Genomic DNA, 24,786 nt, shown 5'->3' with positions numbered 1-24,786 from the left:
CGGGTGAGGCGTTGGTCAAGAGAGATTGACCGAAGTGGGCCGCCGCAATGCGGTCCGATCCCCTTCAACGCCGGTTCGAGAGGCTTGTTCATGGCCGACCATGCAACCCACGACGCCCAGGCGCGTGCCAGTCTGCACCTGCTGGTGCGGGACATCGAGCGGGTCCGGCGGCAGGTGGACGCGCTGCGCACCCTCACTGCGCAGCTGGGCAATGTCTACCGTCCGCGCCGCTCCGGCCCGTCCGCGGGCTTCGTCGTCTACGGCAGGGCCCCGGCGCCCACCGTCCGGCTGGCTCAGGAACTGCGGGACAGCGTCGAGACGCTGGTCACGGCGGCGGTGGACTTCGACCGCTCGCTGGGCTTCTCGTGGGACGCGGTGGGCTCGGCTCTCGGGGTCACCAAGCAGGCGGTGCACCGCCGTTACGGTGCGCGGCGGAACACCCCGCAGCCTGGTACCGCCGAGGTCGCCCCCGAGTCCGCACCCCGTCCGCTGCCCGCGCCGCCCGGTCCCTCCCCCGTGCTGCCCGCGGTGCCCGCGGCCCGTTCCATGCCGCCGCAGCCGTCGGCGGACCGCCCCGCGCCGCGCGAGGAGCTGCGACCCGGCGCCTTCCCCGGCCCCCGCAACGGCTGACCGGAGCGCCTCCTCCGCCCTCATCGCGTCCGCGCGACGGGGCGGCGGCCATGGCGGCGGGGCCGTACGGCCTCGTCAGCCGATGTCCGGCGGGTCGATCCTGATCCGTACGGGATCTCCGGTCCCGCGGGCCGTCCGCGCAGCCTGAGCAGCCTTCAGGGCGGCCGCGAGCGCCGCCCCGCGCCCTGGCGGAACCCTGACCAGTGCCCGTTCCCAGGTCTCGCCCGGCGGTGCGTCCCCCTGCCTCCGGGGCCTGCCGGAGACGGCCCCCGGCAGCGGTACCGGTCCGAGGATCTCCGCCTCCGACGGCAGCTCCACGGCGGCCAGGTACGCGGCGATCGCCTCCGGCGGTCCGGTCACCGAAGCCATCCGGGACACCGGGGGGAAGCCGAGCTCGGCCCGTTCCGCGAGTTCGCGGCGGGCATGGCCGACGGGGTCCCAGCGCACGAGTGCCTGGACGGGCCGCAGGGTCGGCTCGGCGACGATCACCACCGTGCCCCCCTCAGGCTGTCCCCGCACCAGTGAGGCCGCGGCCGTCCAGCGCCGCAGTGCCTCCTCTCCGGCCCGCAGGTCCGGCCGGCCGACCATCGCCCAGCCGTCCAGCAGCAGCGCGGCGGCGTAGCCGCCCTCCGCCACGGGTTCGGCCCCGGGCGTGCTGACCACCAGGGCGGGCTGGTCCGGTACGGAGTCCAGCACATGGTCCCGGCCCGACGTCCGCACCGGGACGGCGGGAAACGCCCGGCCCAGCTCCTCGGCGGTCCGCCGGGCACCGACGATCTGCGCCCGCAGCCGCCCGCTGCCGCAGGCGGCGCAGCGCCAGGCCGTCTCGGCGCGTCCGCACCAGGCGCAGTTGAGATCCTGCTGGTCCGGGGCCTCCAGCGGCCCGGCGCAGTGCCCGCACCGCGCGGGTTCGCGGCAGCGTTCGCAGGCCAGCCGGGGTGCGTAGCCGCGGCGCGGCACCTGGATCAGCACGGGACCGCTGCGCAGCCCGTCCCGTACGGTCTGCCAGGCGAGGCTGGGCAGCCGGGCGGAACGGGCCGCCCCGTCCCTCGCGAGCTCACCGTCGCCGACCGTACGCACCAGGGGCGCCGCGATGCGCAGCTGCTCCCGGTCCGCGCGCAGCGGCAGCGCCCAGCCGCTCTCGACCAGTTGGGCGGCCTCCACGGTGCAGTTGGTACCGCCCAGGAGGAACGCGCACCGGCCGTGCGCCGCCCTCAGCTCCAGGACCTCCCGGACGTGCGGGAACGGTGCGTTGTCGTCGCTGTGACTCGAGTCCCCGTCGTCCCAGACGGCCACCAGGCCCAGATCGGCGACGGGGGCGAACATGGCGGCCCTGGTCCCGACCACCGCCCGCACCGAACCGCGCCGGACGGCGAGCCACTCCCGGTAGCGCTTCTCGGGCCCCGAGTCGGCGGTCAGCAGCGCGTGCCGCCCCTCCCCCATCACCTCGGTGAGTGCGGCGTCCACACGGCCCGCGGTCCGCCCGTCGGGTACGACGACGAGTGCGCCGCGTCCCGAGGCCAGCGTGGCGGCGACGGCCCTGGCGATCTCCTCGGGCCAGTGGGGCCCGGGCAGTGCCGTCCAGACGGCTCTGGGCGCACCGCCCTCGGCCAGTGCGCCGAGGAACGCGGGCCCCTGTGCGTACCGCTCCCAGGTCCCGGGGGCCGGTGCCGGGGGCGGTGGCAGCGGCGCGGGTGACGCCTTGGACTCCGCCCGGCCGTTCCTGGGCGGCACGGCGAGCTGCAGCACATCGGCGAGGCTGCCCGCGTACCGGTCGGCGACGGCCCGCGAGAGCGCGAGCAGCTCGGGGCCGAGCACCGGCTCGGGCGAGACGACGTAGGCGAGCGCCGCCAGGGCACCCTGATAGTCCGACTCGGCACGCCGCTCGATCAGGAATCCGTCGATCAGCCCACCGCCCTCGCGCCGCCCGCCGCGGACCTGGCGCCCCCCGGCCCCGAACCGCACCCGCACGCGGACGCCGGGCTGCGCCTCGGCGTCGAGCTCCTCCGGGACGGCATAGTCGAAATACTGATCGAGGTGCAGCGCGCCCTTGTTCACCAGGACCCGGGCGACCGGCAGCTCCTCGGCGAGCGCCGCGCCCCGCCAGGTGCGGGGCTTGGCCCTCGGCACCTTGGCCCGGCGCACCGTCTCCCGGATGAGCGCAAGCTGCTCCGGTGCCCCGGCCTCGGGCTCGTCGGACCGCTCGTCTTCGCTGCTCACAGCCAAATTCCTACCAGACGCCGCTGACACCGGTCGCGCCTCCCGCGGCGCACGCACCGGGGCCCGGACACCGTGTACGGCATCCGGGCCCCGGAGTACGGGCTGAAGTCGGCCGGGCTAGAGCCCCGCCGCCGTGCGCAGCGCGTCCACGCGGTCGGTGCGCTCCCAGGTGAAGTCGGGCAGCTCACGGCCGAAGTGGCCGTACGCGGCGGTCTGGGCGTAGATCGGGCGGAGCAGGTCGAGGTCGCGGATGATCGCGGCCGGACGGAGGTCGAAGACCTCGCCGATCGCGTGCTCGATCTTCTCCGTCTCGACGGTGGCGGTGCCGAACGTCTCGACGAACAGCCCCACCGGCTCGGCCTTGCCGATCGCGTACGCGACCTGGACCTCGCAGCGGGCGGCGAGGCCGGCCGCGACGACGTTCTTGGCGACCCAGCGCATGGCGTACGCCGCCGAGCGGTCGACCTTGGACGGGTCCTTGCCGGAGAAGGCACCGCCGCCGTGGCGGGCCATGCCGCCGTACGTGTCGATGATGATCTTGCGGCCGGTCAGACCGGCGTCACCCATCGGACCGCCGATCTCGAAGCGGCCGGTCGGGTTCACCAGGAGCCGGTAGCCCTCGGTGTCCAGCTTGATGCCGTCCTCGATGAGCTGCGCCAGGACGTGCTCGACGACGAACTCACGGATGTCGGGCGCCAGGAGCGAGTCCAGGTCGATGTCGGACGCGTGCTGCGAGGAGACGACGACCGTGTCGAGGCGAACGGCCTTGTCACCGTCGTACTCGATGGTGACCTGGGTCTTGCCGTCGGGACGCAGGTACGGGATGGTCCCGTTCTTGCGGACCTCGGACAGCCGGCGGGAGAGCCGGTGCGCCACGTGGATCGGGAGCGGCATCAGCTCGGGCGTCTCGTCGCAGGCGTAGCCGAACATGAGGCCCTGGTCGCCGGCGCCCTGCTTGTCGAGCTCGTCCTCGTCGCCCTCGACGCGCTTCTCGTACGCCGTGTCGACACCCTGGGCGATGTCCGGGGACTGCGCTCCGATGGACACGGACACGCCGCAGGAGGCTCCGTCGAAGCCCTTCTTGGAGGAGTCGTAGCCGATCTCCAGCACCTTGTTGCGCACGAGGTTGGGAATGTCGGCGTAGGCCTTGGTCGTGACCTCACCCGCGACATGCACCAGACCAGTGGTGATCAAGGTCTCGACGGCGACGCGCGAGGAAGGGTCCTCACGCAGGAGCGCGTCGAGAATCGTGTCGCTGATCTGGTCAGCGATCTTGTCGGGGTGGCCCTCGGTAACGGACTCCGAGGTGAAGAGACGGCGGGACACATCGCTCCCTGGGGTTGCAGCGGCTGCTGGCTGATCATTGATGGACCTCCGGGAGCTGCGCCCGGCACGTTCCGTCGACCAGTTTATCGGTCGCTTCCGGTGAATGGGCCACGCGTCTCGCCCCTTGGGAGCTCTGTGACCTGCGGCACTGTTGACGCCAGTACGACAATCACTCCTTCCGGGTGTGAGAAATGACCGAATTTCTTGAGCTTCCATCCCGCCGGAGCGGCAATTACGCAATCTAGCCCAAGCGTGCCGCCACCAGGTCCCAGACCGTGTCGGCGAGTGCTTCTTTCGGCCCGTACGGCACAGCCGTCTCGCCGCCGTCCGCCGAGAGCACCACCGCTTCGTTCTCCTCGGACCCGAACGTCTTGCGCTCCCCCACCTCGTTGACCACGAGCAGGTCGCAGCCCTTGCGGCGGAGCTTCTCGCGGCCGTTGGCGAGGACGTTGTCGGTCTCCGCGGCGAAACCGACGACGACCTGGCCGGGGCGGGCCCTGTCCGCGGCGACCTCGGCGAGGATGTCGGGATTTCGGACGAGGACCAGGGGCGCCGGCTCCTGGCCATCCTTCTTCTTGATCTTGCCCGCGGCGTAGTCCGCGGGACGGAAGTCGGCGACCGCCGCGGCCATCACCACCACATCGGCGTCGGCCGCCGCCTTCAGCACGGCCTCGCGCAGCTGCAGGGCGGTTCCGGCGCGCAGGACGTCGGCGCCCGCGGGGTCGGGCAGTCCGGTGTTCGCCTCGATCAGCGTCACCCGGGCGCCGCGGGCGACAGCGGTGCGCGCCAGCGCGTAGCCCTGCTTGCCGGAGGAGCGGTTGCCGAGGTAGCGGACCGGGTCGAGGGGCTCCCGGGTGCCGCCGGCGCTGATGACCACGTGCCGGCCGGCGAGGTCGGGCTCGGCAGGGCCCCGGGTCAGGACGCGGCGGCAGACCTCGAAGATCTCCCCCGGGTCCGGCAGCCGGCCCTTGCCGGTGTCGACGCCGGTGAGGCGGCCGACAGCGGGCTCGATGACGACGGCGCCGCGGCGGCGCAGTGTGGCCACGTTCTCCTGCGTGGCCGGGTGCTCCCACATCTCGGTGTGCATCGCCGGTGCGAAGACGACCGGACAGCGGGCGGTGAGGAGCGTGTTGGTGAGGAGGTCGTCGGCGAGGCCGTGGGCGGCCTTGGCGAGCATGTCGGCGGTGGCGGGTGCGACCACGACGAGGTCGGCCGCCTGCCCGATCCGGACGTGCGGCACCTCGTGCACGCTGTCCCAGACCTCGCTGGACACGGGGTTGCCGGAGAGCGCCGACCAGGTGGCGGCCCCGACGAAGTTCAGCGACGCCCCGGTCGGCACGACCCTGACGTCATGACCGGACTCGGTCAGCCGGCGCAGCAGTTCGCACGCCTTGTAGGCGGCGATGCCACCGCTGACCCCCAGGACGACCTTCGGCTTGTCCACTGCGTCTCCCCGCACTCGTTTCTCCGCGCAACCGATGCGCACCCGGCTGCCCGCAGCCGGGGGACGTACGCACTCCATGCTGCCTCACCGCGTGGGACGGCCCTCGGCGGGCCCGGCCCCGGACACACCACAGGCCCGGCGGTGGTGACCGCCGGGCCTGTGGTGAAGGTGCGTTTCCTGCCTACTGCGCGGGGCCCTCGATGGCCTCGGAGGTCAGCAGGCCCGCGTTGATCTCGCGGAGCGCGATCGAGAGCGGCTTCTCGTGCACGTGGGTGTCGACGAGCGGACCGACGTACTCGAGGAGGCCTTCACCGAGCTGCGAGTAGTACGCGTTGATCTGGCGCGCGCGCTTGGCCGCGTAGATCACGAGGCTGTACTTCGAGTCGGTGGCCTCGAGGAGCTCATCAATCGGCGGGTTGATGATGCCCTCGGGCGTGGTGATGGAAGAGGACACTCTCTGCCTTCCGAAGGGGATAGAGATCAAAGAGATCTTTGATCATGCTGGTTCCGCAGTGGTGATGCTCTGCGTCCGCGGGGCCGACGAGGTCAGTCGTCGATGCCGCGGAGGCCGGAAGCCTGCAGCATCAACGTTAGCAGCTCACGTGCCACGTCCTCGACCGAGGTGTTGACAAGTGTCGTATCGAACTCCGCCTCGGCGGCAAGCTCGACCTTCGCCGCCGTGAGACGGCGCTCGATCACGTCGGGCGACTCCGTCCCGCGGCCGGTGAGCCGGCGGACCAGCTCGTCCCAGCTCGGCGGCGCCAGGAAGACCAGCTGCGCGTCGGGCATCGACTGGCGGACCAGCCGGGCGCCCTGCAGATCGATCTCCAGCAGCACCGGTTCGCCGGCCTCGAGGCGCTCCAGCACGGCCCTGCGCGGGGTGCCGTAGCGGTTGCCCGCGAACTCCGCCCACTCCAGCAGCTCGCCGTTGGCGATCAGCTTGTCGAACTCTTCGGTGTCCACGAAGAAGTAGTGGACGCCGTTGCGTTCGCCGGGGCGCGGTTTGCGGGTCGTGGCCGACACCGAGAGCCAGACCTCGGGGTGAACCTTGCGCATATGAGCGACGACCGTGCTCTTGCCGACCCCTGAGGGGCCGGAGAGCACGGTCAGCCGCGGACGTACGTCCGGGGGTACGGGGGAGTTCCCCCGGGATGTTGCAGCCATGGAGCGATTATCCCGCTTCTCAGGAGTGCCTGAGAACGTCAGGCGGCGCTGCCGCCGAACTCACGCTCCAAAGATGCGATCTGGTTGGAGCCAAGACCCCGGACCCGGCGGCTCTCGGAGATGCCGAGCCGCTCCATGATCTGCTTGGCGCGGACCTTGCCCACGCCCGGCAGGGACTCCAGCAGGGCGGAGACCTTCATCTTGCCGATGACGTCGTTCTCCTGGCCCGTCTTGATGACCTCGTGGAGCGAGGCGCCGGAGTGCTTGAGTCGATTCTTGACCTCGGCCCGCTCCCGGCGAGCCGCGGCGGCCTTTTCGAGCGCGGCTGCGCGCTGTTCAGGGGTAAGGGGCGGAAGAGCCACGCCTACGTCACCTCGGATGTCGATCTGTCGGATACGGACCGGTGAGGAACGTGAAAGCCCCACAGCCGGTGAGCAACGAACAACCTGTGCTCGTTGGCTCTCGACGGAGACTAGCGGCCACGGCCGCCTGAGTCAGCGAGAACAGACGAAAAGTCCTGGTCAGCCTCAGCCGACCGGGACATTTCCGTCATAACAACCCGGATTTCTGGTCAGGATTCCGCCAACGCGCTGTTACGTGGCATGGTCAGCCATCCGAGACGGCTGCGCGGACCTCGTCCGCGAACCGACCGGCGGCTTCGCGCAGCCCTGACGCGTCCGGTCCGTGGCGCAGCACGCCCCGGCTCACGCTCGGCACCACATTGCCCACCGAGGCGCCGAACACACCGGGCAGATCCGCGGGAGTGGCACCCTGGGCGCCGATGCCGGGAGCCAGCAGCGGACCGTTGATCGCCAGATTCACACCCGCGTCCCCGAGCGTGGCACCGACGACCGCCCCGACGGAGCCGAGCGGCGCCGCGCCCTCGTTCTCGGCGGCCATGTGGTCGAGCATCAGCTGGGCCAGCGGCCGGCCGTCCGCGGCGGTGGCGCGCTGGACCTCGGCGCCCTCCGGGTTGGAGGTGAGGGCGAGGACGAAGACGCCGGAGCCGGAGATCGCGGCTGCGTCGAGCGCCGGGCGCAGCGAGCCGAAGCCGAGGTACGGCGAGACGGTGACCGCGTCGGAGAACAGCGGCGAGTCCTTGTCGAGGTACGTGGCCGCGTAGGCGCCCATGGTGGAGCCGATGTCCCCGCGCTTGGCGTCCATGAGCACCAGGGCCCCGGCGGCGCGCGCCTCCTCGACGGCCTTCTCCAGGACGGCGATGCCGCGCGAGCCGAAGCGCTCGAAGAACGCCGACTGCGGCTTGAGCACGGCGACCCGGTCTGCCAGTGCCTCGACGACCGTACGGGTGAAGCGCTCCAGGCCGGCGATGTCGTCGTTCAGGCCCCAGGAGGTGAGGAGCGAGGCGTGCGGGTCGATGCCCACGCAGAGCGGTCCGCGGGTGTCCATGGCGCGGCGCAGGCGGGCGCCGAAGGGTTCGAGGGTCACTGCATGACCTTCCGTGTCGAGGCGCCGACGGCTTCGGCGAGGGTGGCGTACGGGGAGGCGGCCAGGCGGGCGGCCAGGCCCTTGTGGACCGACCGGGCGTAGAACGGGCCCTCGTAGATGAAGGCGCTGTAGCCCTGGACGAGCGTGGCACCGGCGAGGATGCGCTGCCAGGCGTCCTCGGCGTTCTCGACGCCCCCGACACCGACGAGGGTGATCCGGGTCCCCACACGGGCGTACAGGCGGCTCAGGACCTCCAGGGAGCGCTCCTTGAGGGGTGCGCCGGAGAGTCCGCCGGTCTCCTTGACCAGCGACGCGGGGGACTTCAGTCCGAGGCTGTCGCGGGCGATGGTGGTGTTGGTGGCGATGATGCCGTCCAGACCGAGCTCGACGGCGAGGTCCGCGACCGCGTCGACGTCGTCGTCCGCCAGGTCGGGGGCGATCTTGACGAGCAGCGGGACCCGGCGGTCCGTGACCGTACGGTCGGCGGCCTCGCGCACCGCGGCGAGCAGCGGCCGGAGCGCCTCGGTGGCCTGGAGGTTGCGCAGGCCGGGGGTGTTGGGCGAGGAGACGTTGACGACGAGGTAGTCGGCGTGGGCGGCGAGCCGCTCGGTGGACTTGACGTAGTCCCCCACCGCCTCGGCCTCGGGGACCACCTTGGTCTTGCCGATGTTGACGCCGACCGTCGTACGGAAGACGGGCCTGCGGGCGGCCAGGCGTTCGGCGACGGCCGCGGAACCCTCGTTGTTGAAGCCCATGCGGTTGATCAGGGCACGGTCCGCGACGAGCCGGAAGAGGCGCTGCTTCGGGTTGCCGGGCTGCGGTTCACCGGTGACCGTGCCGATCTCGATGTGGTCGAACCCGAGCATCGACATGCCGTCGATCGCGATCGCGTTCTTGTCGAAGCCGGCGGCGAGCCCGAACGGGCCGTGCATCCTCAGCCCGAGGGCCTCGGTACGCAGTTCCTCGTAGCGGGGGGCGAGCGCGGCGGCGACGAAGGTCCGCAGGCCGGGGACGCGGGCCGCGAGGCGGATCCAGCGGAAGGCCAGGTAGTGGGCCTGCTCCGGGTCCATCCGCTTGAAGACCAGCCGGAAGAAGAGTTTGTACATCACACAGTCCTCATGAAGAGGGGGACACCGTTGCCGGTGTCCCCCTGCTGGCTTCCTAGTCGCGGGCCGCGGTCAGATGTTCCGCGTGTTCCTGGAGGGAACGTACGCCGACGTCGCCGTGGTTGAGCGCGTCGATGCCCTGGACGGCGGCGGCGAGCGCCTGGACCGTGGTGAGGCACGGCACCGACCGGGCGACGGCCGCGGTGCGGATCTCGTAGCCGTCGAGCCTGCCGCCCGTTCCGTACGGCGTGTTGACGATGAGGTCGACCTGGCCGTCGTGGATCAGCTGGACGATGGTCTTCTCGCCGTTCGGGCCCTCGCCCTCGGACTGCTTGCGCACGACGGTGGCGTTGATGCCGTTGCGCTTGAGCACCTCGGCCGTGCCGGACGTGGCCATCAGCTCGAAGCCGTGGGCGACGAGTTCGCGGGCCGGGAAGATCATCGAGCGCTTGTCGCGGTTGGCGACGGAGATGAAGGCGCGGCCCTTGGTGGGCAGCGGGCCGTACGCGCCGGCCTGCGACTTGGCGTACGCCGTGCCGAAGGCCGAGTCGATGCCCATGACCTCACCGGTGGAGCGCATCTCCGGGCCGAGGACCGTGTCGACGCCGCGGCCGTGGATGTCGCGGAAGCGCGACCACGGCATGACGGCCTCCTTGACGGAGATCGGCGCGTCGAGCGGCAGGGTGCCGCCGTCGCCGTGCTTCGGCAGCAGGCCCTCCTCGCGCAGCTCGGCGACGGTCGCGCCCAGCGAGATGCGGGCGGCGGCCTTCGCGAGCGGGACCGCGGTGGCCTTCGAGGTGAAGGGGACGGTCCGCGAGGCGCGCGGGTTGGCTTCGAGTACGTAGAGGATGTCGCCGGAGAGCGCGAACTGGATGTTGATCAGGCCGCGTACGCCGACGCCCTTCGCGATGCCCTCGGTCGAGGCCCGCAGACGCTTGATGTCGAAGCCGCCGAGCGTGATCGGGGGCAGTGCGCAGGCGGAGTCGCCGGAGTGGATGCCGGCCTCCTCGATGTGCTCCATGACGCCGCCGAGGTACAGCTCGGTGCCGTCGTAGAGCGCGTCGACGTCGATCTCGATCGCGTCGTCGAGGAAGCGGTCGACCAGGACCGGCCGGGTGGGGCTGATCTCGGTGGACTCGGCGATGTACGAGGAGAGGCGCGCCTCGTCGTACACGATCTCCATGCCACGGCCGCCGAGCACGTACGACGGGCGTACGAGGACGGGGTAGCCGATCTCGTCGGCGATGGCCTTGGCCTCGGAGAAGGTGGTCGCCGTGCCGTGCTTCGGGGCGGGCAGACCGGCCTCGGCGAGTACCCGGCCGAAGGCACCGCGGTCCTCGGCGGCGTGGATGGCCTCCGGGGAGGTGCCCACGATCGGCACGCCGTTGTCCTTGAGCGCCTGCGACAGGCCGAGCGGGGTCTGGCCGCCGAGCTGGACGATGACACCGGCGATCGGGCCCGCGAGGGACTCGGCGTGCACGATCTCCAGGACGTCCTCGAGGGTGAGCGGCTCGAAGTACAGCCGGTCGGAGGTGTCGTAGTCCGTGGAGACGGTCTCCGGGTTGCAGTTGACCATCACGGTCTCGTAGCCCGCGTCGCTCAGTGCGAAGGAGGCGTGGACGCAGGAGTAGTCGAACTCGATGCCCTGGCCGATGCGGTTCGGACCGGAGCCCAGGATGATCACCGCGGGCTTGGTGCGGGGCGCGACCTCGCTCTCCTCGTCGTACGAGGAGTAGAAGTAGGGCGTGTTGGCGGCGAATTCCGCGGCGCAGGTGTCGACCGTCTTGTAGACCGGGCGGATGCCCAGGGCGTGCCGTACCTCGCGCACGACGTCCTCGCGCAGGCCGCGGATCTCGCCGATCTGGGCGTCGGAGAAGCCGTGCCGCTTGGCCTCGGCGAGCAGCTCGGTGTCGAGGCGCTCGGCGGCGGCGAGCTCGTCGGCGATCTCCTTGATCAGGAAGAGCTGGTCGACGAACCAGGGGTCGATCTTCGTGAACTCGAAGACCTCTTCCTGGGTGGCGCCGGCGCGGATCGCCTGCATGACGGTGTTGATGCGGCCGTCGGTGGGGCGGACCGCCTCGGCGAGCAGCTCGTCCTTGTCGCCGGGATCGCCGGTGAAGGCGAACTGCGAGCCCTTCTTCTCCAGGGAGCGCAGGGCCTTCTGGAGCGCCTCGGTGAAGTTGCGGCCGATCGCCATGGCCTCGCCCACCGACTTCATGGTGGTGGTGAGGGTGGAGTCGGCGGAGGGGAACTTCTCGAATGCGAAGCGCGGGGCCTTCACGACGACGTAGTCGAGGGTCGGCTCGAAGGAGGCCGGCGTCTTCTCGGTGATGTCGTTGGGGATCTCGTCGAGCGTGTAGCCGACGGCCAGCTTGGCGGCGATCTTGGCGATCGGGAAGCCGGTGGCCTTCGAGGCGAGCGCCGAGGAGCGGGAGACGCGCGGGTTCATCTCGATCACGATGACCCGGCCGTCGGTCGGGTCGATGGCGAACTGGATGTTGCAGCCGCCGGTGTCGACGCCGACCTCGCGGATGATCGCGATGCCGATGTCGCGCAGCCGCTGGTACTCGCGGTCGGTGAGGGTCATCGAGGGGGCGACGGTGATCGAGTCACCGGTGTGGACGCCCATCGGGTCGAAGTTCTCGATGGAGCAGACGACCACGACGTTGTCGTTCTTGTCGCGCATCAGCTCCAGCTCGTACTCCTTCCAGCCCAGGATGGACTCCTCCAGGAGCACCTCGGTGGTCGGCGAGAGCGTGAGGCCCTGACCGGCGATGCGGCGCAGCTCCTCCTCGTCGTGGGCGAAGCCCGAGCCGGCGCCGCCCATGGTGAAGGAGGGGCGGACGACGACGGGGTAGCCGCCGAGGGTGTCGACGCCCTCGATGATGTCGTCCATGGTGTGGCAGATGACGGAGCGGGCGGACTCGCCGTAACCGATCTTCGCCTTGACGGCTTCGACGACACCCTTGAAGAGGTCGCGGTCCTCGCCCTTGTTGATGGCCTCGACGTTGGCGCCGATGAGCTCGACGCCGTACTTCTCCAGGACACCGTTCTCGTGCATGGAGATCGCCGTGTTGAGCGCGGTCTGGCCGCCCAGCGTCGGGAGCAGCGCGTCGGGGCGCTCCTTGGCGATGATCTTCTCGACGAACTCGGGGGTGATCGGCTCGACGTACGTGGCGTCGGCGATCTCCGGGTCGGTCATGATCGTGGCCGGGTTGGAGTTGACCAGGATGACGCGCAGGCCCTCGGCCTTGAGGACGCGGCAGGCCTGGGTGCCGGAGTAGTCGAATTCGGCGGCCTGCCCGATGACGATCGGGCCGGAGCCGATGACCAGGACGGACTGGATATCGGAGCGCTTAGGCACGCTGGCCCTCCATCAGGGAAACGAAACGGTCGAAGAGGTACGCGGCGTCGTGCGGGCCTGCGGCTGCTTCGGGGTGGTACTGGACACTGAAGGCGGGCCGGTCCAGGAGCTGGAGGCCTTCGACGACCTGGTCGTTCAGGCAGACGTGGGAGACCTCGGCGCGGCCGAACTCGGTGTCGGAGACCTTGTCGAGGGGGGCGTCGACGGCGAAGCCGTGGTTGTGCGCGGTGACCTCGACCTTGCCGGTCGTGCGGTCCTGCACGGGCTGGTTGATGCCGCGGTGGCCGTACTTCAGCTTGTACGTGCCGAAGCCGAGTGCGCGGCCCAGGATCTGGTTGCCGAAGCAGATGCCGAAGAGCGGGGTCTTCCGCTCCAGGACGCCCTGCATGACGGAGACCGGGTGGTCTGCGGTGGACGGGTCGCCGGGGCCGTTGGAGAAGAAGACTCCGTCGGGCTTCACCGCGTACACCTCGTCGAGGGTGGCGGTGGCGGGCAGGACGTGCACCTCGATGCCGCGCTCGGCCATGCGGTGCGGGGTCATGCCCTTGATGCCGAGGTCGATCGCGGCGACCGTGAACTTCTTGGTGCCGATCGCGGGGACGACGTACGTCTCCTTGGTGGCGACCTCGGCGGAGAGGTCGGCGCCGCTCATCTCGGGCGCCTGGCGCACCTTGGCGAGCAGTATGCCCTCGTCCTGGACGGCGTTCCCGGAGAAGATGCCGACGCGCATCGCGCCGCGCTCGCGGAGGTGGCGGGTCAGCGCACGGGTGTCGATACCGCTGATGCCGACGATGCCCTGGCTGACGAGCTCCTCGTCCAGCGAGCGCCGGGAGCGCCAGTTGGAGGGCTTGCGGGCGGGGTCGCGGACGACGTATCCGGCCACCCAGATCTGCTTCGACTCGGGGTCGTCGTCGTTCACACCGGTGTTGCCGATGTGCGGGGCGGTCATCACGACGACCTGGCGGTGGTACGAGGGATCGGTCAGCGTTTCCTGGTAGCCGGTCATGCCGGTGGAGAACACCGCCTCGCCGAAGGTCTCCCCCACGGCCCCGTAGGCGCGGCCGCGGAAGGAGCGGCCGTCCTCCAGGACGAGTACGGCGGGAGCTTTGTCGGCTCCCCGGGTGGAGATCGTCATCGTGCGGTGCCTTCCGTAGTGCTGGTGAGGTGGTTGACGGCATCGACCCAGGCCGGGTGCTCGGCCGCGTGGTCGGAGCGGAATCCGGAGTCGATCAGCTTGTCGCCGAGCGCCCAGGTGATGACCAGGAGGCCGCCCTCGGGGAGGACCTTGCCGGCGAGTGCCTTGTCCAGCCGGGCCTCGCGCAGTGCCGCGGCGGGGACGAAGAAGTCGGCCGCACCGGGGCGTACGACGTCCAGGCCCTGCTCCGTGAGGGTGAGTTCCACCCGGCTGCGGGTGCCGAGGCCGTGGGCGACGATCCGGTCGAGCCACTGTCCCGCGGTCGTCGACGCGTGGTAGCGGCCGGTCAGCGTGAGCAGCTTCTCGGCGTCCGCGAATCCTTCGGGGGCCGTGGCGAGCCCGGGCAGGTCGGACTGGAGGCTCCCGCGCCACTTCCATCCCTGGCGCATCAGCCAGTAGACGAAGGCGATGAAGACGACCAGTCCGAGAACCCAGCTGATGCGGGCGGACCAGTCGGTCACCTCCGCCGACTTCTGCTCGGCGGCCAGCCGGTACAGCTGATAACTGGGGTTGAGTGTTGTCACGCGAGCTTCCCGTCGACGACCGTGGCACGGCCCCGCAGGAAGGTGTGGGTCACTCGGCCCGGCAGCTCGCGACCCTCGTACGGAGTGTTGCGGCTGCGGGACGCGAAGCCCGCGGGGTCCACGGCTCCACGGTATGCCGGATCGACCAGGGTGAGGTTGGCGGGCTCACCCGCCGAGACGGGCCGGCCGTGTCCTTCGAGCCGGCCGATGACCGCGGGACGGAACGACATGCGGTCGGCGACGCCCGCCCAGTCGATGAGACCGGTGTCCACCATCGTCTGCTGGACCACGGACAGCGCGGTCTCCAGGCCCACCATCCCCATGGCGGCGGCGGCCCACTCGCAGTCCTTGTCCTCGTGCGGGTGCGGGGCGTGGTCGGTGGCGACGCAGTCGATCGTTCCGTCGGCGAGCGCCTCGCGCAGGGCCATCACGTCGGCCTCGGTGCGCAGCGGCGGGTTCACCTTGTAGATGGGGTTGTACGACCGTACGAGCTCGTCGGTGAGGAGCAGGTGGTGCGGGGTGACCTCGGCGGTGACGTTCCAGCCCTTGGACTTGGCCCAGCGGACGATCTCCACGGAGCCGGCGGTCGAGAGGTGGCAGATGTGCACCCGGGAGTCGACGTGGGCGGCGAGCAGTACGTCGCGGGCGATGATCGACTCCTCGGCGACGGCGGGCCAGCCGCCGAGACCGAGCTCGGCCGAGACGATGCCCTCGTTCATCTGGGCGCCCTCGGTGAGGCGGGGCTCCTGGGCGTGCTGGGCGACGACACCGTCGAAGGCCTTCACGTACTCCAGGGCGCGTCGCATGATCACCGCGTCGTCGACGCACTTGCCGTCGTCGGAGAAGACCTTCACTCCGGCGGCGGAGTCGTGCATGGCTCCGAGCTCGGCGAGCTGCTTGCCCTCCAGGCCGACGGTGACGGCGCCGATGGGCTGCACGTCGCAGTAGCCGGACTCCTTGCCGAGCCGCCAGACCTGCTCGACGACGCCGGCGGTGTCGGCGACCGGGAAGGTGTTGGCCATGGCGTGGACGGCCGTGAAGCCGCCGACGGCGGCGGCCCGGGTGCCGGTGAGCACCGTCTCGGAGTCCTCGCGGCCGGGCTCGCGCAGGTGCGTGTGCAGGTCGACGAGGCCGGGCAGCAGGACCCGGCCCGCGGCCTCGATCACGGTGGCGTCGCCGGCGTCGAGGCCGGTGCCGACCGCGGAGATGGTCTCGCCGTCGATGAGGACGTCCTGGGGCTCGCCGCCGAGGACCTTCGCACCGCGGATAAGGATCTTGCTCATGGTTACTTGTTCTCCTCGGTACGGGTGTGAACGGCGGGAGCGGCGGGCTCGGAGCCGCCGAGCAGCAGGTAGAGCACGGCCATGCGGATCGACACGCCGTTGGCGACCTGCTCGACGACCGTGCAGCGGTCGGAGTCGGCGACGTCGGCGGTGATCTCCATGCCGCGGACCATCGGGCCGGGGTGCATGACGATGGCGTGCTCGGGCATGCGCGCCATGCGCAGGCCGTCCAGACCGTAGCGGCGCGAGTACTCGCGCTCGGTCGGGAAGTACGCGGCGTTCATCCGTTCGCGCTGCACACGGAGCATCATCACCGCGTCGGACTTCGGCAGCACCTCGTCGAGGCTGTAGCTGACGTCGCAGGGCCACTGCTCGACACCGACCGGCACCAGGGTGGGCGGGGCCACCAGGGTGACGTGCGCGCCGAGCGTGGTCAGCAGGTGGACGTTGGAGCGGGCGACCCGGCTGTGCAGGATGTCGCCGACGATCGTGATGCGGCGGCCCTCGAGGTCCCGGCCGAGCCCCGCGTCGGCTCCGACCAGCCTGCGGCGCATCGTGAAGGCGTCCAGCAGTGCCTGGGTGGGGTGCTCGTGCGTGCCGTCGCCCGCGTTGACGACGGCCCCGTCGATCCAGCCGGATGTCGCGAGGCGGTACGGAGCCCCCGAGGCGCCGTGCCGGATGACGACGGCGTCGGCGCCCATCGCCTCCAGGGTCAGGGCGGTGTCCTTGAGGGACTCGCCCTTGGAGACGGACGAGCCCTTCGCGGAGAAGTTGATGACGTCGGCGGACAGCCGCTTGGCGGCGGCCTCGAACGAGATGCGGGTGCGCGTCGAGTCCTCGAAGAAGAGGTTGACGACGGTACGGCCGCGCAGGGTGGGGAGCTTCTTGATCGGCCGGTCCGCGACCCGGGCCATTTCCTCGGCGGTGTCGAGGATCAGGACGGCGTCGTCGCGGGTGAGATCTGCGGCCGAGATGAGGTGACGCTTCATCTGGGGTTCTCCGTGGATGGTGGAGGGATCAGGCATGCGGGCGTGCGGAAGCTGCCGTACGGCCACTGGAGCGGCGTACGGGGCGCGGAGCTACTGCTCGCCCGCCGGGACGGTCTGCTTGACGCCGAGCAGCACGGCGTCGCGGCCGTCCTCCTCGGCGAGCTGGACCTTGACCGTCTCCCGCAGCGACGTGGGGAGGTTCTTGCCGACGTAGTCGGCACGGATCGGGAGTTCGCGGTGGCCGCGGTCGACGAGGACCGCGAGCTGCACGGCGCGTGGACGGCCGATGTCGCCGAGCGCGTCGAGTGCGGCGCGGATCGTGCGGCCGGAGAAGAGCACGTCGTCGACCAGGACGACGAGCCTGCCCTCGATGCCCTCACCGGGGATCTCCGTGCGGGCCAGGGCGCGCGCGGGGCGCATCCTCAGGTCGTCGCGGTACATCGTGATGTCGAGCGATCCGACCGGCGTCTTCCGGCCGGTGATCTCTTCGAGTTTCCCGGCGAGCCGGGAGGCGAGGTAGACCCCCCGCGTCGGGATGCCGAGGAGCACCACGTCGTCGGCGCCCTTGGCGCGTTCGACGATCTCGTGGGCGATTCGGGTCAGTACCCGGGCGATGTCGGGAGCCTCGAGAACGGGGCGTGCCGCATTGCCGTGGTCGTCATGCTGTGCGTCCATAAGAAACGGACCTCCTTCTCCGCCTCACTGGACGGACGTTAAAGGACGTCGAAATTGCGTCATCCACGTTACCAGGGCTTGTGCGAGCCCCGACCCCGCCCCCGGGAGGTGGCAGTCCGGACCTTTCAGCTTGACGCATCCAAGTAACGCTGCGTAACCTCACAGTGAGTTACCAGCCACGCGGCGGAGCCGCAGAATGTTCCAGCGTCCGGGGAGCCTTATGTCCAGCGAATACGCAAAACAGCTCGGGGCCAAGCTCCGCGCCATCCGCACCCAGCAGGGCCTCTCCCTCCACGGCGTGGAGGAGAAGTCGCAGGGCCGCTGGAAGGCCGTGGTGGTCGGTTCGTACGAGCGCGGCGACCGCGCCGTGACCGTGCAGCGCCTTGCCGAGCTGGCGGATTTCTATGGCGTCCCAGTGCAGGAGCTCCTGCCCGGCACGACGCCCGGCGGTGCTGCCGAGCCGCCGCCGAAGCTCGTCCTCGACCTGGAGCGCCTCGCCCACGTCCCGCCGGAGAAGGCCGGGCCGCTGCAGCGTTACGCGGCGACGATCCAGAGCCAGCGCGGCGACTACAACGGCAAGGTGCTCTCGATCCGCCAGGACGATCTGCGCACTCTGGCCGTGATCTACGACCAGTCGCCGTCCGTGCTCACGGAGCAGCTGATCAGCTGGGGCGTTCTGGACGCCGACGCGCGCCGCGCAGTGGCCCACGACGAGGGCTGACAGCCGCAGCAGAAACGTACCGCCGGGTAGGCGAGGGCCCTCGGGCACCCCGCCGGCCCGGCGTTTCCGTTTCCCGGGGCCTTTTCGCTTCGCGGTCCGTTTCCCGGACGGGCAGGTGCCGGGCACGCCGAAGGGCCCACAGCTCGCGCCATGGGCCCTTCGTTCGGCTGAACGCCGCCGGGCTACTGCTCCCGGCGGAGGTTCGGCTTGAGATCCTTGAAACGGGCCAGCAGGCCGTTCACGAAGGACGGCGAGTCGTCCGTGGAGAACTCCTTGGCGAGCTGGACCGCCTCATCGATCACCACGGCATCCGGGGTCGAGTCCATCCAGATCAGCTCGTACGCGCCGAGCCTGAGGATGCTCCGGTCGACGACCGGCATGCGGTCGATCTCCCAGTCCACGGCATAGGTGATGATGAGGTCGTCGATACGGTCCGCGTACTGCGCGTACCCCTCGACGAGCTCCATGGTGAATTCGCCGACCGGCGGCTGACGGTCGTCGGTCCGCGAGAGCCGAACCCAGTCCGCGAGGACCGTCTGCACGGACTCACCGCGCTGGTCGGCCTCGAAGAGGATCTGGAAGGCGCGCTTGCGGGCCTTGTTCCGGGCAGCCACGGTTAGCTGTTCACCCGGCCGAGGTAGTCGCCCGTACGGGTGTCGACCTTGATCTTCTCGCCGGTGGTGATGAAGAGCGGGACGCCGATCTCGTAGCCCGTCTCCAGGGTGGCGGGCTTGCTGCCACCGGTGGAGCGGTCGCCCTGGACGCCCGGGTCGGTGTGCTGGATCGTCAGCTCGACCGCGGCCGGCAGCTCGACGTAGAGCACCTCGCCCTCGTGCTGCGCGACCGAGGCGGTGAAGCCCTCGATCAGGAAGTTGGCGGCGTCGCCGACAGCCTTGCGGTCGACCATCAGCTGGTCGTACGTGTTCATGTCCATGAAGACGAAGTACTCGCCGTCCATGTACGAGAACTGCATGTCTCGGCGGTCAATGGTGGCCGTCTCGACCTTCACGCCGGCGTTGAACGTCTTGTCGACGACCTTGCCGGAGAGCACGTTCTTGAGCTTGGTACGCACGAAAGCCGGGCCCTTGCCGGGCTTGACGTGCTGGAACTCGACGACGGACCAGAGCTGGCCTCCGTCGAGCTTGAGCACCAGGCCGTTCTTGAGGTCGTTCGTGGAAGCCACGGTTGCGGAATCTCCTGGACTGAAGCTGGTGGACGACAAAGGATGCGCGCTAGAGCGCGAGCAGCTCCTTGGTCGTAATGGTGAGTAGCTCGGGTCCGCCGTCCGCCTCGGGGCGCACGACGAGCGTGTCATCGATCCGGACACCGCCCCGGCCCGGGAGGTGGACCCCCGGTTCGACGGTGACCGGCACACAAGCGTCCAGTTTACCCATGGCTGTCGGTGCCAGCTGCGGGTCCTCGTCGATTTCGAGCCCCACCCCGTGCCCGGTCCATGCCTGGAGGCCCTCCGTGTGACCCGCCGAGTCCAGCAGATGACGGGCGGCGTGATCCACGTCACGGTAGGCGGCACCGGGCACGAGAGCCTCCCGCCCGGCCCGCTGAGCGGCGAAAACAAGGTCGTACAGCTCGATCTGCCATGCGGCGGGAGCGGTCCCGATGACGAACGTCCGCCCGATCTCGCACCGGTAGCCGCGATAGTTCGCGCCCAGGCAGACGGAGAGAAAATCGCCTTCCTCCACCCTCCGGTCCGAGGGCCTGTGACGTCCCTGGCCGGAATTGGGGCCGGTTCCGACGGAAGTGGAGAAGGCGGGGCCGTCCGCTCCGTGGTCCACCAGGCGGCGCTCCAGCTCCAGGGCGAGGTGCCGCTCGGTACGGCCCACCAGGATGGATTCGAGGAGCTCTCCGAGTGCCTGGTCGGTGATCTCGGCGGCGATCCGCAGACAGGCGATCTCCTCCTCGTCCTTGACGACCCGCAGCTGCTCCACGGTGAAGCCGAGGTCGGCCAGGCGGAGGCGGGGAGCGACGGAACCCATGGCTCGGTGCCGGGCGACGGTGAGGTCGTGCTCCTCCACGGCGAGGGAGTCCGCGTCGAGGGAGAGGGCCAGATCAGCGGCGGCGACGACGGGGTCCCCATCGGGCGCGGGCAGCACCGTCAGCCGCAGTTGTTCGTCGGGGCGCCCGTGGGCGGGGTCGCCCGTCGGGGCACGGGGGCAGAGCAGGACGTCCTGTCCGGGGCCGAGCAGCAGTACGGCGCCGGGCGGGGCCCCGCCCGCGAGATAGCGGACGTTGGCGGGGCGGGAGACCAGGGCCGCAGCGGATCCGGCGCCGGCGTACCGGTCGCGGAGCAGCCCACGTCGGACGGCGTACACCTCTGACATGTTCCGAGCCTACGAGCGCGGGCGGCGGGCCGCCCGGTCAGCGCATCCGACCGGGGCGCGGTACCCGCGGCTACCAGGTCGGCGGGCTGGCTATGGAGCGGGCGAGCACGTCGTCCAGGACCCTGGCGGTGGTCTCGACGTCGTACGTGGAGTTGTCGATGATCGGCAGGCCGGAGCCGTACCAGCCGGCCATCCGGCCGTGGATCCGGGCGACTTCCTCGTCGGAGAGGCGCCGGTTGCCGCTGCGGGCCGCGTTGCGCTCCAGGACGACCTCCAGGCCGGGCAGGAGGACGACGGGCAGCAGGCCCGGGCCGACATGGCGTTTCCAGCCCCCCAGGCCGACGACGGGCCGGTCGGGGAAGACCGCGTCGTCGAGGATGCACGAGATGCCGTTGGCCAGGAAGTTACGGGCGGCGAAGCCGCAGGTGCGGCGCGCCAGCCGGTACTGCGCCTCGGAGTGGTCGTTCCAACCGGCCTGCGGGTCGGCGAAACCCGAGCAGACCCATTCGCGGACGTCGTCGAGGGAGACGTGCGCGGTCGGAACGCGGCGGCGGCCCGCCCAGAGTTTGGCGACCGTCGTCTTGCCGGCCCCCGCCGGGCCGATCAGCAGCACGGCCAGGGTCGCGGTACCGGTGCCGGCCTCGGCGGGCGGCGCGGGCAGCGGAACGGGCCCGCCCGGTGGGAGCTGGATGTGCCCGGTGGTCTCCCGCGAGGGAGGGGCAGGGGCGTGCTGGGGTGCGGGGCCGGTCCAGCCCTGCCCCTGGGGGGCGGGAGGTATCGGCGGCGGCCCCGGCGGACCGGGGTGGCCGGGGTGCTGGGCCTCCTGCGTCCACGGCCCGTTTCCGGGACCGTGGGGCGGCGGCAGCGGGGCCCCCACTGCGTGCTGCATCCGGTGCCACTCCGTCTCGTGCAGGCAACTGGCGCTGGTCGACGGCAACCGTACCTTCCTGGGCCGCCACCGAGTGAACGGCCCAGGGAGGCACGAAGTGCCCGTTGACAGTCCGTCAGGCCGTCAGCTCGTCGGACAGGGCGCGCAGGGCGAGCCGGTAGGAGCCGATACCGAATCCGGCCACGGTGCCGGTGGCCACCGGGGCGACCACCGATGTGTGGCGGAATTCCTCCCGTGCGTACGGATTCGAGATGTGCACCTCGATCAGCGGAGCGGTGCGCTGGGCGGCCGCGTCGCGCATGCCGTACGAGTAGTGGGTGAAAGCGCCCGGGTTGAGAACGACCGGAATCGATCCGTCGGCTGCCTCGTGGAGCCAGCGGATCAGTTCGCCCTCGTCGTTGGTCTCGCGCACGTCGACGTCGAAGCCGAGCTCCTTGCCGACGGTGCGGCAGGTGTCGACGAGACCCGCGTACGACGTCGCCCCGTACACGTCGGGCTCGCGGGAGCCGAGCCGTCCGAGATTCGGGCCGTTGAGCACGAGGACCCTGCGGGTGGTCATGCGGAGACCTCCCCGTAGGCGGCGAGGAGGACCGCCGGGTCGGGTCCCTCGAGCACGGTGGGCTTCCCGATGCCGTCCAGGACGATGAAGCGCAGCAGGTCGCCGCGCGACTTCTTGTCGACCTTCATGTTCTCCAGGAGCTTGGGCCACTGGTCGCCGCGGTAGGTGAGCGGCAGTCCGACGGACTCCAGGACGGCGCGGTGCCGGTCGGCGGTGGCGTCGTCGAGGCGTCCGGCGAGCCGGCCCAGTTCGGCGGCGAAGACCATGCCGATCGAGACGGCGGCGCCGTGGCGCCACTTGTAGCGCTCGTTCTTCTCGATGGCGTGGGCCAGGGTGTGCCCGTAGTTGAGGATCTCCCGGAGTCCGGACTCCTTGAGGTCGCTGGAGACGACCTCGGCCTTGACCCGGATGGAACGCTCGATCAGCTCGGCGGTGTGCGGTCCTGCGGGCGTACGGGCGCCCTGCGGGTCGGCCTCGACGAGGTCGAGGATGACCGGGTCGGCGATGAAGCCGGCCTTGATGATCTCGGCCATGCCGGAGACGTAGTCGTTGACCGGCAGCGAGTCGAGCGCGGCGAGGTCGCAGAGCACTCCCGCGGGCGGGTGGAAGGCGCCGACGAGGTTCTTGCCCTCGGCGGTGTTGATACCGGTCTTGCCGCCGACGGCGGCGTCGACCATGGCGAGCACCGTCGTCGGCACGGCGATCCAGCGGACCCCGCGCAGCCAGGTGGCGGCGACGAAGCCCGCCACGTCGGTGGTGGCGCCGCCGCCGACACCGACGATGACGTCCGTGCGGGTGAAGCCGGTCTGGCCGAGTGCCTTCCAGCAGTAGGCCGCGACCTCGACGGTCTTGGCCTCCTCGGCGTTCGGCAGCTGGATCGCGATGGCCTCGTAGCCCTGGTCGGCCAGGTCCTGGCGGACCGCCTCACCGGTCTCGGCGAGCGCTTCGGGGTGCAGGACGGCGACTCTCCTGGCGCGGTCGCCGATGAGGTTCGCCAGCTCGCCGAGGAGCTGGCGGCCGACGAGCACCTCGTACGGGTCGGTGCCCGCCGTGCCGGCGATCTGGATGCGCGTGGTGCCCTGCTCGGTCATACGTGTGTTCTCCCGGCCGGACAGCGGGGACTCGCCCGTGCGCTCCGGCAGTTCCAGTGCGTCGAGGACCGCCTGGGCGACCTCTTCGGGGGTGCGTTCGTCGGTGGCGACGACGGAGCGGGCCACCTCTTCGTAGAGATGGCGCCTGGCCTCCATCAGCTCGCGCCACTGCCGTCGCGGGTTGACGGCGAGCAGGGGCCGGGCGGTGTTCAGCCCGACCCGCTTGACGGCCTCGTCCACGTCCATCGACAGGTAGACGACGGGGTGGCCCGCGAGCAGCTCACGCGTCGTCCCGTCGAGCACCGTTCCGCCGCCGAGGGAGAGAACGCCCTGGTGCTGGGCCATGGCGTCCCGTACCGCCTGCCGTTCCAGCGCCCGGAAGTGCTCCTCGCCCTCGTCGATGAAGATCTCGGAGATCGCCTTGCCCGCCGTGGCGACGACATCCGCGTCGGTGTCCCGGTAGGTCGTGCCGAGGCGCTCGGCGAGCAGCTCGCCCACCGTGGACTTGCCGACCCCCATGGGGCCGACGAGGACGATCAGCGGGCCGCTCACCGGATCTGCAGGTGGGAGAGGTACGACTGCACGTTGCGGTGGGTCTCCGCGACGCTGTCGCCGCCGAACTTCTCCGCGACCGCGTCGGCCAGGACCAGCGCGACCATCGCCTCGGCGACGATCCCGGCGGCCGGGACGGCGCAGACGTCGGAGCGCTGGTGGTGGGCCTGGGCCGCCTCACCGGTGACGACGTCGACGGTGGCGAGCGCGCGGGGCACCGTGGCGATCGGCTTCATCGCGGCCCGGACCCGCAGCAGCTCACCCGTGGTCAGGCCGCCCTCGGTGCCGCCGGCGCGGCCGGAGGTGCGCCTGATCCCGTCCGCGGTGGCCACGATCTCGTCGTGCGCCTTGGAGCCCGGCACCCGGGCCAGGTCGAAGCCGTCGCCGACCTCGACGCCCTTGATGGCCTGGATGCCCATCAGCGCGGCGGCGAGCCGGGCGTCGAGCCGACGGTCCCAGTGCACGTGCGAACCGAGACCGACGGGCACGCCGTAGGCGAGCACCTCGACGACTCCACCGAGGGTGTCGCCGTCCTTGTGGGCCTGGTCGATCTCCGCGACCATCGCCTTCGACGCGTCGGCGTCCAGGCAACGGACGGGGTCGGCGTCGAGCCGCTCGACGTCGGACGGCTTGGGGTAGACGCCGTAGGGCGCCTTGGCCGCGGCCAGCTCGACGACGTGGGAGACGATCTCGATGCCCGCGGTCTCCTTGAGGTAGGAGCGGGCGACGGCGCCGAGCGCGACACGGGCCGCGGTCTCCCGGGCGCTGGCGCGCTCCAGGATCGGCCGGGCCTCGTCGAAGCCGTACTTCTGCATCCCGGCGAGGTCTGCGTGACCGGGCCGGGGCCGGGTCAGCGGGGCGTTACGGGCCTGCGCGGCCAGTACGTCGGGGTCGACCGGGTCGGCCGACATGACCTGCTCCCACTTGGGCCACTCGGTGTTGCCCACCATCACGGCGACGGGCGAACCCATGGTCAGACCGTGCCGGACGCCGCCGAGGAAGGTGACCTCGTCCTTCTCGAACTTCATCCGAGCGCCACGCCCGTAACCGAGCCGTCGCCGGGCGAGCGCGTCCGCCACCATCTCCGTGGTGACGGGAATGCCGGCGGGAAGACCCTCCAGCGTCGCCACCAGTGCGGGGCCGTGCGACTCTCCCGCGGTCAGCCAGCGCAACCTGCTCAACGGTGCTCCTCATGCTCGCGCCTGAAAACTGCAACGGCGCGACCGGGTGCGCGGCCCTGGCCCGCCACCCCGATCCTCCCACGCCCGG

General features: G+C 70.9%; 23 protein-coding genes. 2 read left to right on the top strand and 21 right to left on the bottom strand.

What is annotated here, in order from left to right:
* Positions 1 to 90: 90 nt before the first annotated feature.
* A complete protein-coding gene (locus ACFW9O_RS01945; RefSeq protein ID WP_384603934.1) occupies positions 91 to 630 on the top strand; it encodes a hypothetical protein in 540 nt (179 codons plus the stop codon).
* A 75-nt stretch (positions 631 to 705) separates the two neighbouring features.
* Here ACFW9O_RS01945 and ACFW9O_RS01940 read toward each other — a convergent pair whose 3' ends face one another.
* From ACFW9O_RS01940 to pyrR, 14 genes are all read right to left on the bottom strand, one after another.
* Positions 706 to 2,850 carry a primosomal protein N' gene (locus tag ACFW9O_RS01940; RefSeq protein WP_351172601.1) on the bottom strand — a complete coding sequence of 715 codons (2,145 nt, stop codon included), beginning with the start codon at positions 2,848 to 2,850 and terminating at the stop codon, positions 706 to 708.
* A gap of 117 nt (positions 2,851 to 2,967) precedes the next feature.
* Positions 2,968 to 4,176, bottom strand: a complete 1,209-nt coding sequence (gene metK / locus ACFW9O_RS01935) for a methionine adenosyltransferase (protein WP_351172598.1) — start codon at positions 4,174 to 4,176, stop codon at positions 2,968 to 2,970.
* A 241-nt stretch (positions 4,177 to 4,417) separates the two neighbouring features.
* On the bottom strand, positions 4,418 to 5,620 hold the full coding sequence (coaBC, locus tag ACFW9O_RS01930; protein WP_384603931.1) for a bifunctional phosphopantothenoylcysteine decarboxylase/phosphopantothenate--cysteine ligase CoaBC: 1,203 nt from the start codon (positions 5,618 to 5,620) through the stop codon (positions 4,418 to 4,420).
* Positions 5,621 to 5,801: 181 nt separating this feature from the next.
* The gene (gene rpoZ / locus ACFW9O_RS01925) at positions 5,802 to 6,074 is read right to left on the bottom strand and encodes a DNA-directed RNA polymerase subunit omega (RefSeq protein ID WP_003970369.1); all 273 of its coding nucleotides are present in this window, start codon (positions 6,072 to 6,074) and stop codon (positions 5,802 to 5,804) included.
* Between the two features lie 92 nt (positions 6,075 to 6,166).
* A complete protein-coding gene (gene gmk / locus ACFW9O_RS01920; protein ID WP_384603928.1) occupies positions 6,167 to 6,784 on the bottom strand; it encodes a guanylate kinase in 618 nt (205 codons plus the stop codon).
* A gap of 38 nt (positions 6,785 to 6,822) precedes the next feature.
* The gene (locus tag ACFW9O_RS01915) at positions 6,823 to 7,146 is read right to left on the bottom strand and encodes an integration host factor (protein ID WP_328909038.1); all 324 of its coding nucleotides are present in this window, start codon (positions 7,144 to 7,146) and stop codon (positions 6,823 to 6,825) included.
* Positions 7,147 to 7,390: 244 nt separating this feature from the next.
* Positions 7,391 to 8,230: an orotidine-5'-phosphate decarboxylase gene (gene pyrF, locus ACFW9O_RS01910; protein WP_356415400.1), complete on the bottom strand. Its 840-nt coding sequence runs from the start codon at positions 8,228 to 8,230 to the stop codon at positions 7,391 to 7,393.
* Entirely contained in the window at positions 8,227 to 9,336 is a 1,110-nt protein-coding gene (locus tag ACFW9O_RS01905) for a quinone-dependent dihydroorotate dehydrogenase (RefSeq protein ID WP_351172583.1), read from the bottom strand. The genes pyrF and ACFW9O_RS01905 overlap by 4 nt, the downstream gene beginning before the upstream one ends.
* Before the next feature lie 55 nt (positions 9,337 to 9,391).
* Positions 9,392 to 12,700: a carbamoyl-phosphate synthase large subunit gene (gene carB, locus ACFW9O_RS01900; RefSeq protein WP_384603926.1), complete on the bottom strand. Its 3,309-nt coding sequence runs from the start codon at positions 12,698 to 12,700 to the stop codon at positions 9,392 to 9,394.
* The gene (gene carA / locus ACFW9O_RS01895; RefSeq protein WP_384603923.1) at positions 12,693 to 13,835 is read right to left on the bottom strand and encodes a glutamine-hydrolyzing carbamoyl-phosphate synthase small subunit; all 1,143 of its coding nucleotides are present in this window, start codon (positions 13,833 to 13,835) and stop codon (positions 12,693 to 12,695) included. Before carA ends, carB begins: the two co-directional genes overlap by 8 nt.
* On the bottom strand, positions 13,832 to 14,419 hold the full coding sequence (locus ACFW9O_RS01890) for a hypothetical protein (RefSeq protein ID WP_384603921.1): 588 nt from the start codon (positions 14,417 to 14,419) through the stop codon (positions 13,832 to 13,834). Before ACFW9O_RS01890 ends, carA begins: the two co-directional genes overlap by 4 nt.
* Positions 14,416 to 15,702 (bottom strand): dihydroorotase, encoded by a 1,287-nt coding sequence (locus ACFW9O_RS01885; protein ID WP_384603918.1) that lies wholly within the window; start codon positions 15,700 to 15,702, stop codon positions 14,416 to 14,418. Before ACFW9O_RS01885 ends, ACFW9O_RS01890 begins: the two co-directional genes overlap by 4 nt.
* Before the next feature lie 2 nt (positions 15,703 to 15,704).
* On the bottom strand, positions 15,705 to 16,691 hold the full coding sequence (locus ACFW9O_RS01880; protein WP_329212940.1) for an aspartate carbamoyltransferase catalytic subunit: 987 nt from the start codon (positions 16,689 to 16,691) through the stop codon (positions 15,705 to 15,707).
* A 90-nt stretch (positions 16,692 to 16,781) separates the two neighbouring features.
* Positions 16,782 to 17,366 carry a bifunctional pyr operon transcriptional regulator/uracil phosphoribosyltransferase PyrR gene (gene pyrR / locus ACFW9O_RS01875; RefSeq protein WP_329212938.1) on the bottom strand — a complete coding sequence of 195 codons (585 nt, stop codon included), beginning with the start codon at positions 17,364 to 17,366 and terminating at the stop codon, positions 16,782 to 16,784.
* Between the two features lie 220 nt (positions 17,367 to 17,586).
* Between pyrR and bldD the strand changes: the two genes are divergently transcribed.
* Positions 17,587 to 18,087 carry a transcriptional regulator BldD gene (gene bldD, locus ACFW9O_RS01870; RefSeq protein ID WP_014157378.1) on the top strand — a complete coding sequence of 167 codons (501 nt, stop codon included), beginning with the start codon at positions 17,587 to 17,589 and terminating at the stop codon, positions 18,085 to 18,087.
* A gap of 182 nt (positions 18,088 to 18,269) precedes the next feature.
* Here bldD and nusB read toward each other — a convergent pair whose 3' ends face one another.
* The 7 genes from nusB to aroC all read right to left on the bottom strand — a co-directional run bounded on the left by nusB (position 18,270) and on the right by aroC (position 24,698).
* Positions 18,270 to 18,701, bottom strand: a complete 432-nt coding sequence (nusB, locus tag ACFW9O_RS01865) for a transcription antitermination factor NusB (protein WP_351172566.1) — start codon at positions 18,699 to 18,701, stop codon at positions 18,270 to 18,272.
* Positions 18,702 to 18,703: 2 nt separating this feature from the next.
* Positions 18,704 to 19,270, bottom strand: coding sequence for an elongation factor P (gene efp, locus ACFW9O_RS01860; protein WP_031097761.1), 567 nt, complete (start codon positions 19,268 to 19,270; stop codon positions 18,704 to 18,706).
* Between the two features lie 49 nt (positions 19,271 to 19,319).
* Entirely contained in the window at positions 19,320 to 20,426 is a 1,107-nt protein-coding gene (locus ACFW9O_RS01855) for an aminopeptidase P family protein (protein ID WP_384603912.1), read from the bottom strand.
* A 70-nt stretch (positions 20,427 to 20,496) separates the two neighbouring features.
* Positions 20,497 to 21,315 carry a Pro-rich N-terminal domain-containing protein gene (locus tag ACFW9O_RS01850; RefSeq protein WP_384603910.1) on the bottom strand — a complete coding sequence of 273 codons (819 nt, stop codon included), beginning with the start codon at positions 21,313 to 21,315 and terminating at the stop codon, positions 20,497 to 20,499.
* Positions 21,316 to 21,430: 115 nt separating this feature from the next.
* Positions 21,431 to 21,874, bottom strand: a complete 444-nt coding sequence (aroQ, locus tag ACFW9O_RS01845; RefSeq protein ID WP_351172557.1) for a type II 3-dehydroquinate dehydratase — start codon at positions 21,872 to 21,874, stop codon at positions 21,431 to 21,433.
* Positions 21,871 to 23,517: a 3-dehydroquinate synthase gene (aroB, locus tag ACFW9O_RS01840; RefSeq protein WP_384603907.1), complete on the bottom strand. Its 1,647-nt coding sequence runs from the start codon at positions 23,515 to 23,517 to the stop codon at positions 21,871 to 21,873. Before aroB ends, aroQ begins: the two co-directional genes overlap by 4 nt.
* Positions 23,514 to 24,698 (bottom strand): chorismate synthase, encoded by a 1,185-nt coding sequence (gene aroC, locus ACFW9O_RS01835; protein ID WP_384603905.1) that lies wholly within the window; start codon positions 24,696 to 24,698, stop codon positions 23,514 to 23,516. Before aroC ends, aroB begins: the two co-directional genes overlap by 4 nt.
* Positions 24,699 to 24,786 lie beyond the last annotated feature (88 nt).

Origin of the sequence: Streptomyces sp. NPDC059499, from assembly GCF_042749285.1 — a bacterium.
Taxonomy (GTDB): Bacteria; Actinomycetota; Actinomycetes; order Streptomycetales; family Streptomycetaceae; genus Streptomyces.
This window is presented reverse-complemented; position numbering and strand designations above follow the sequence as displayed.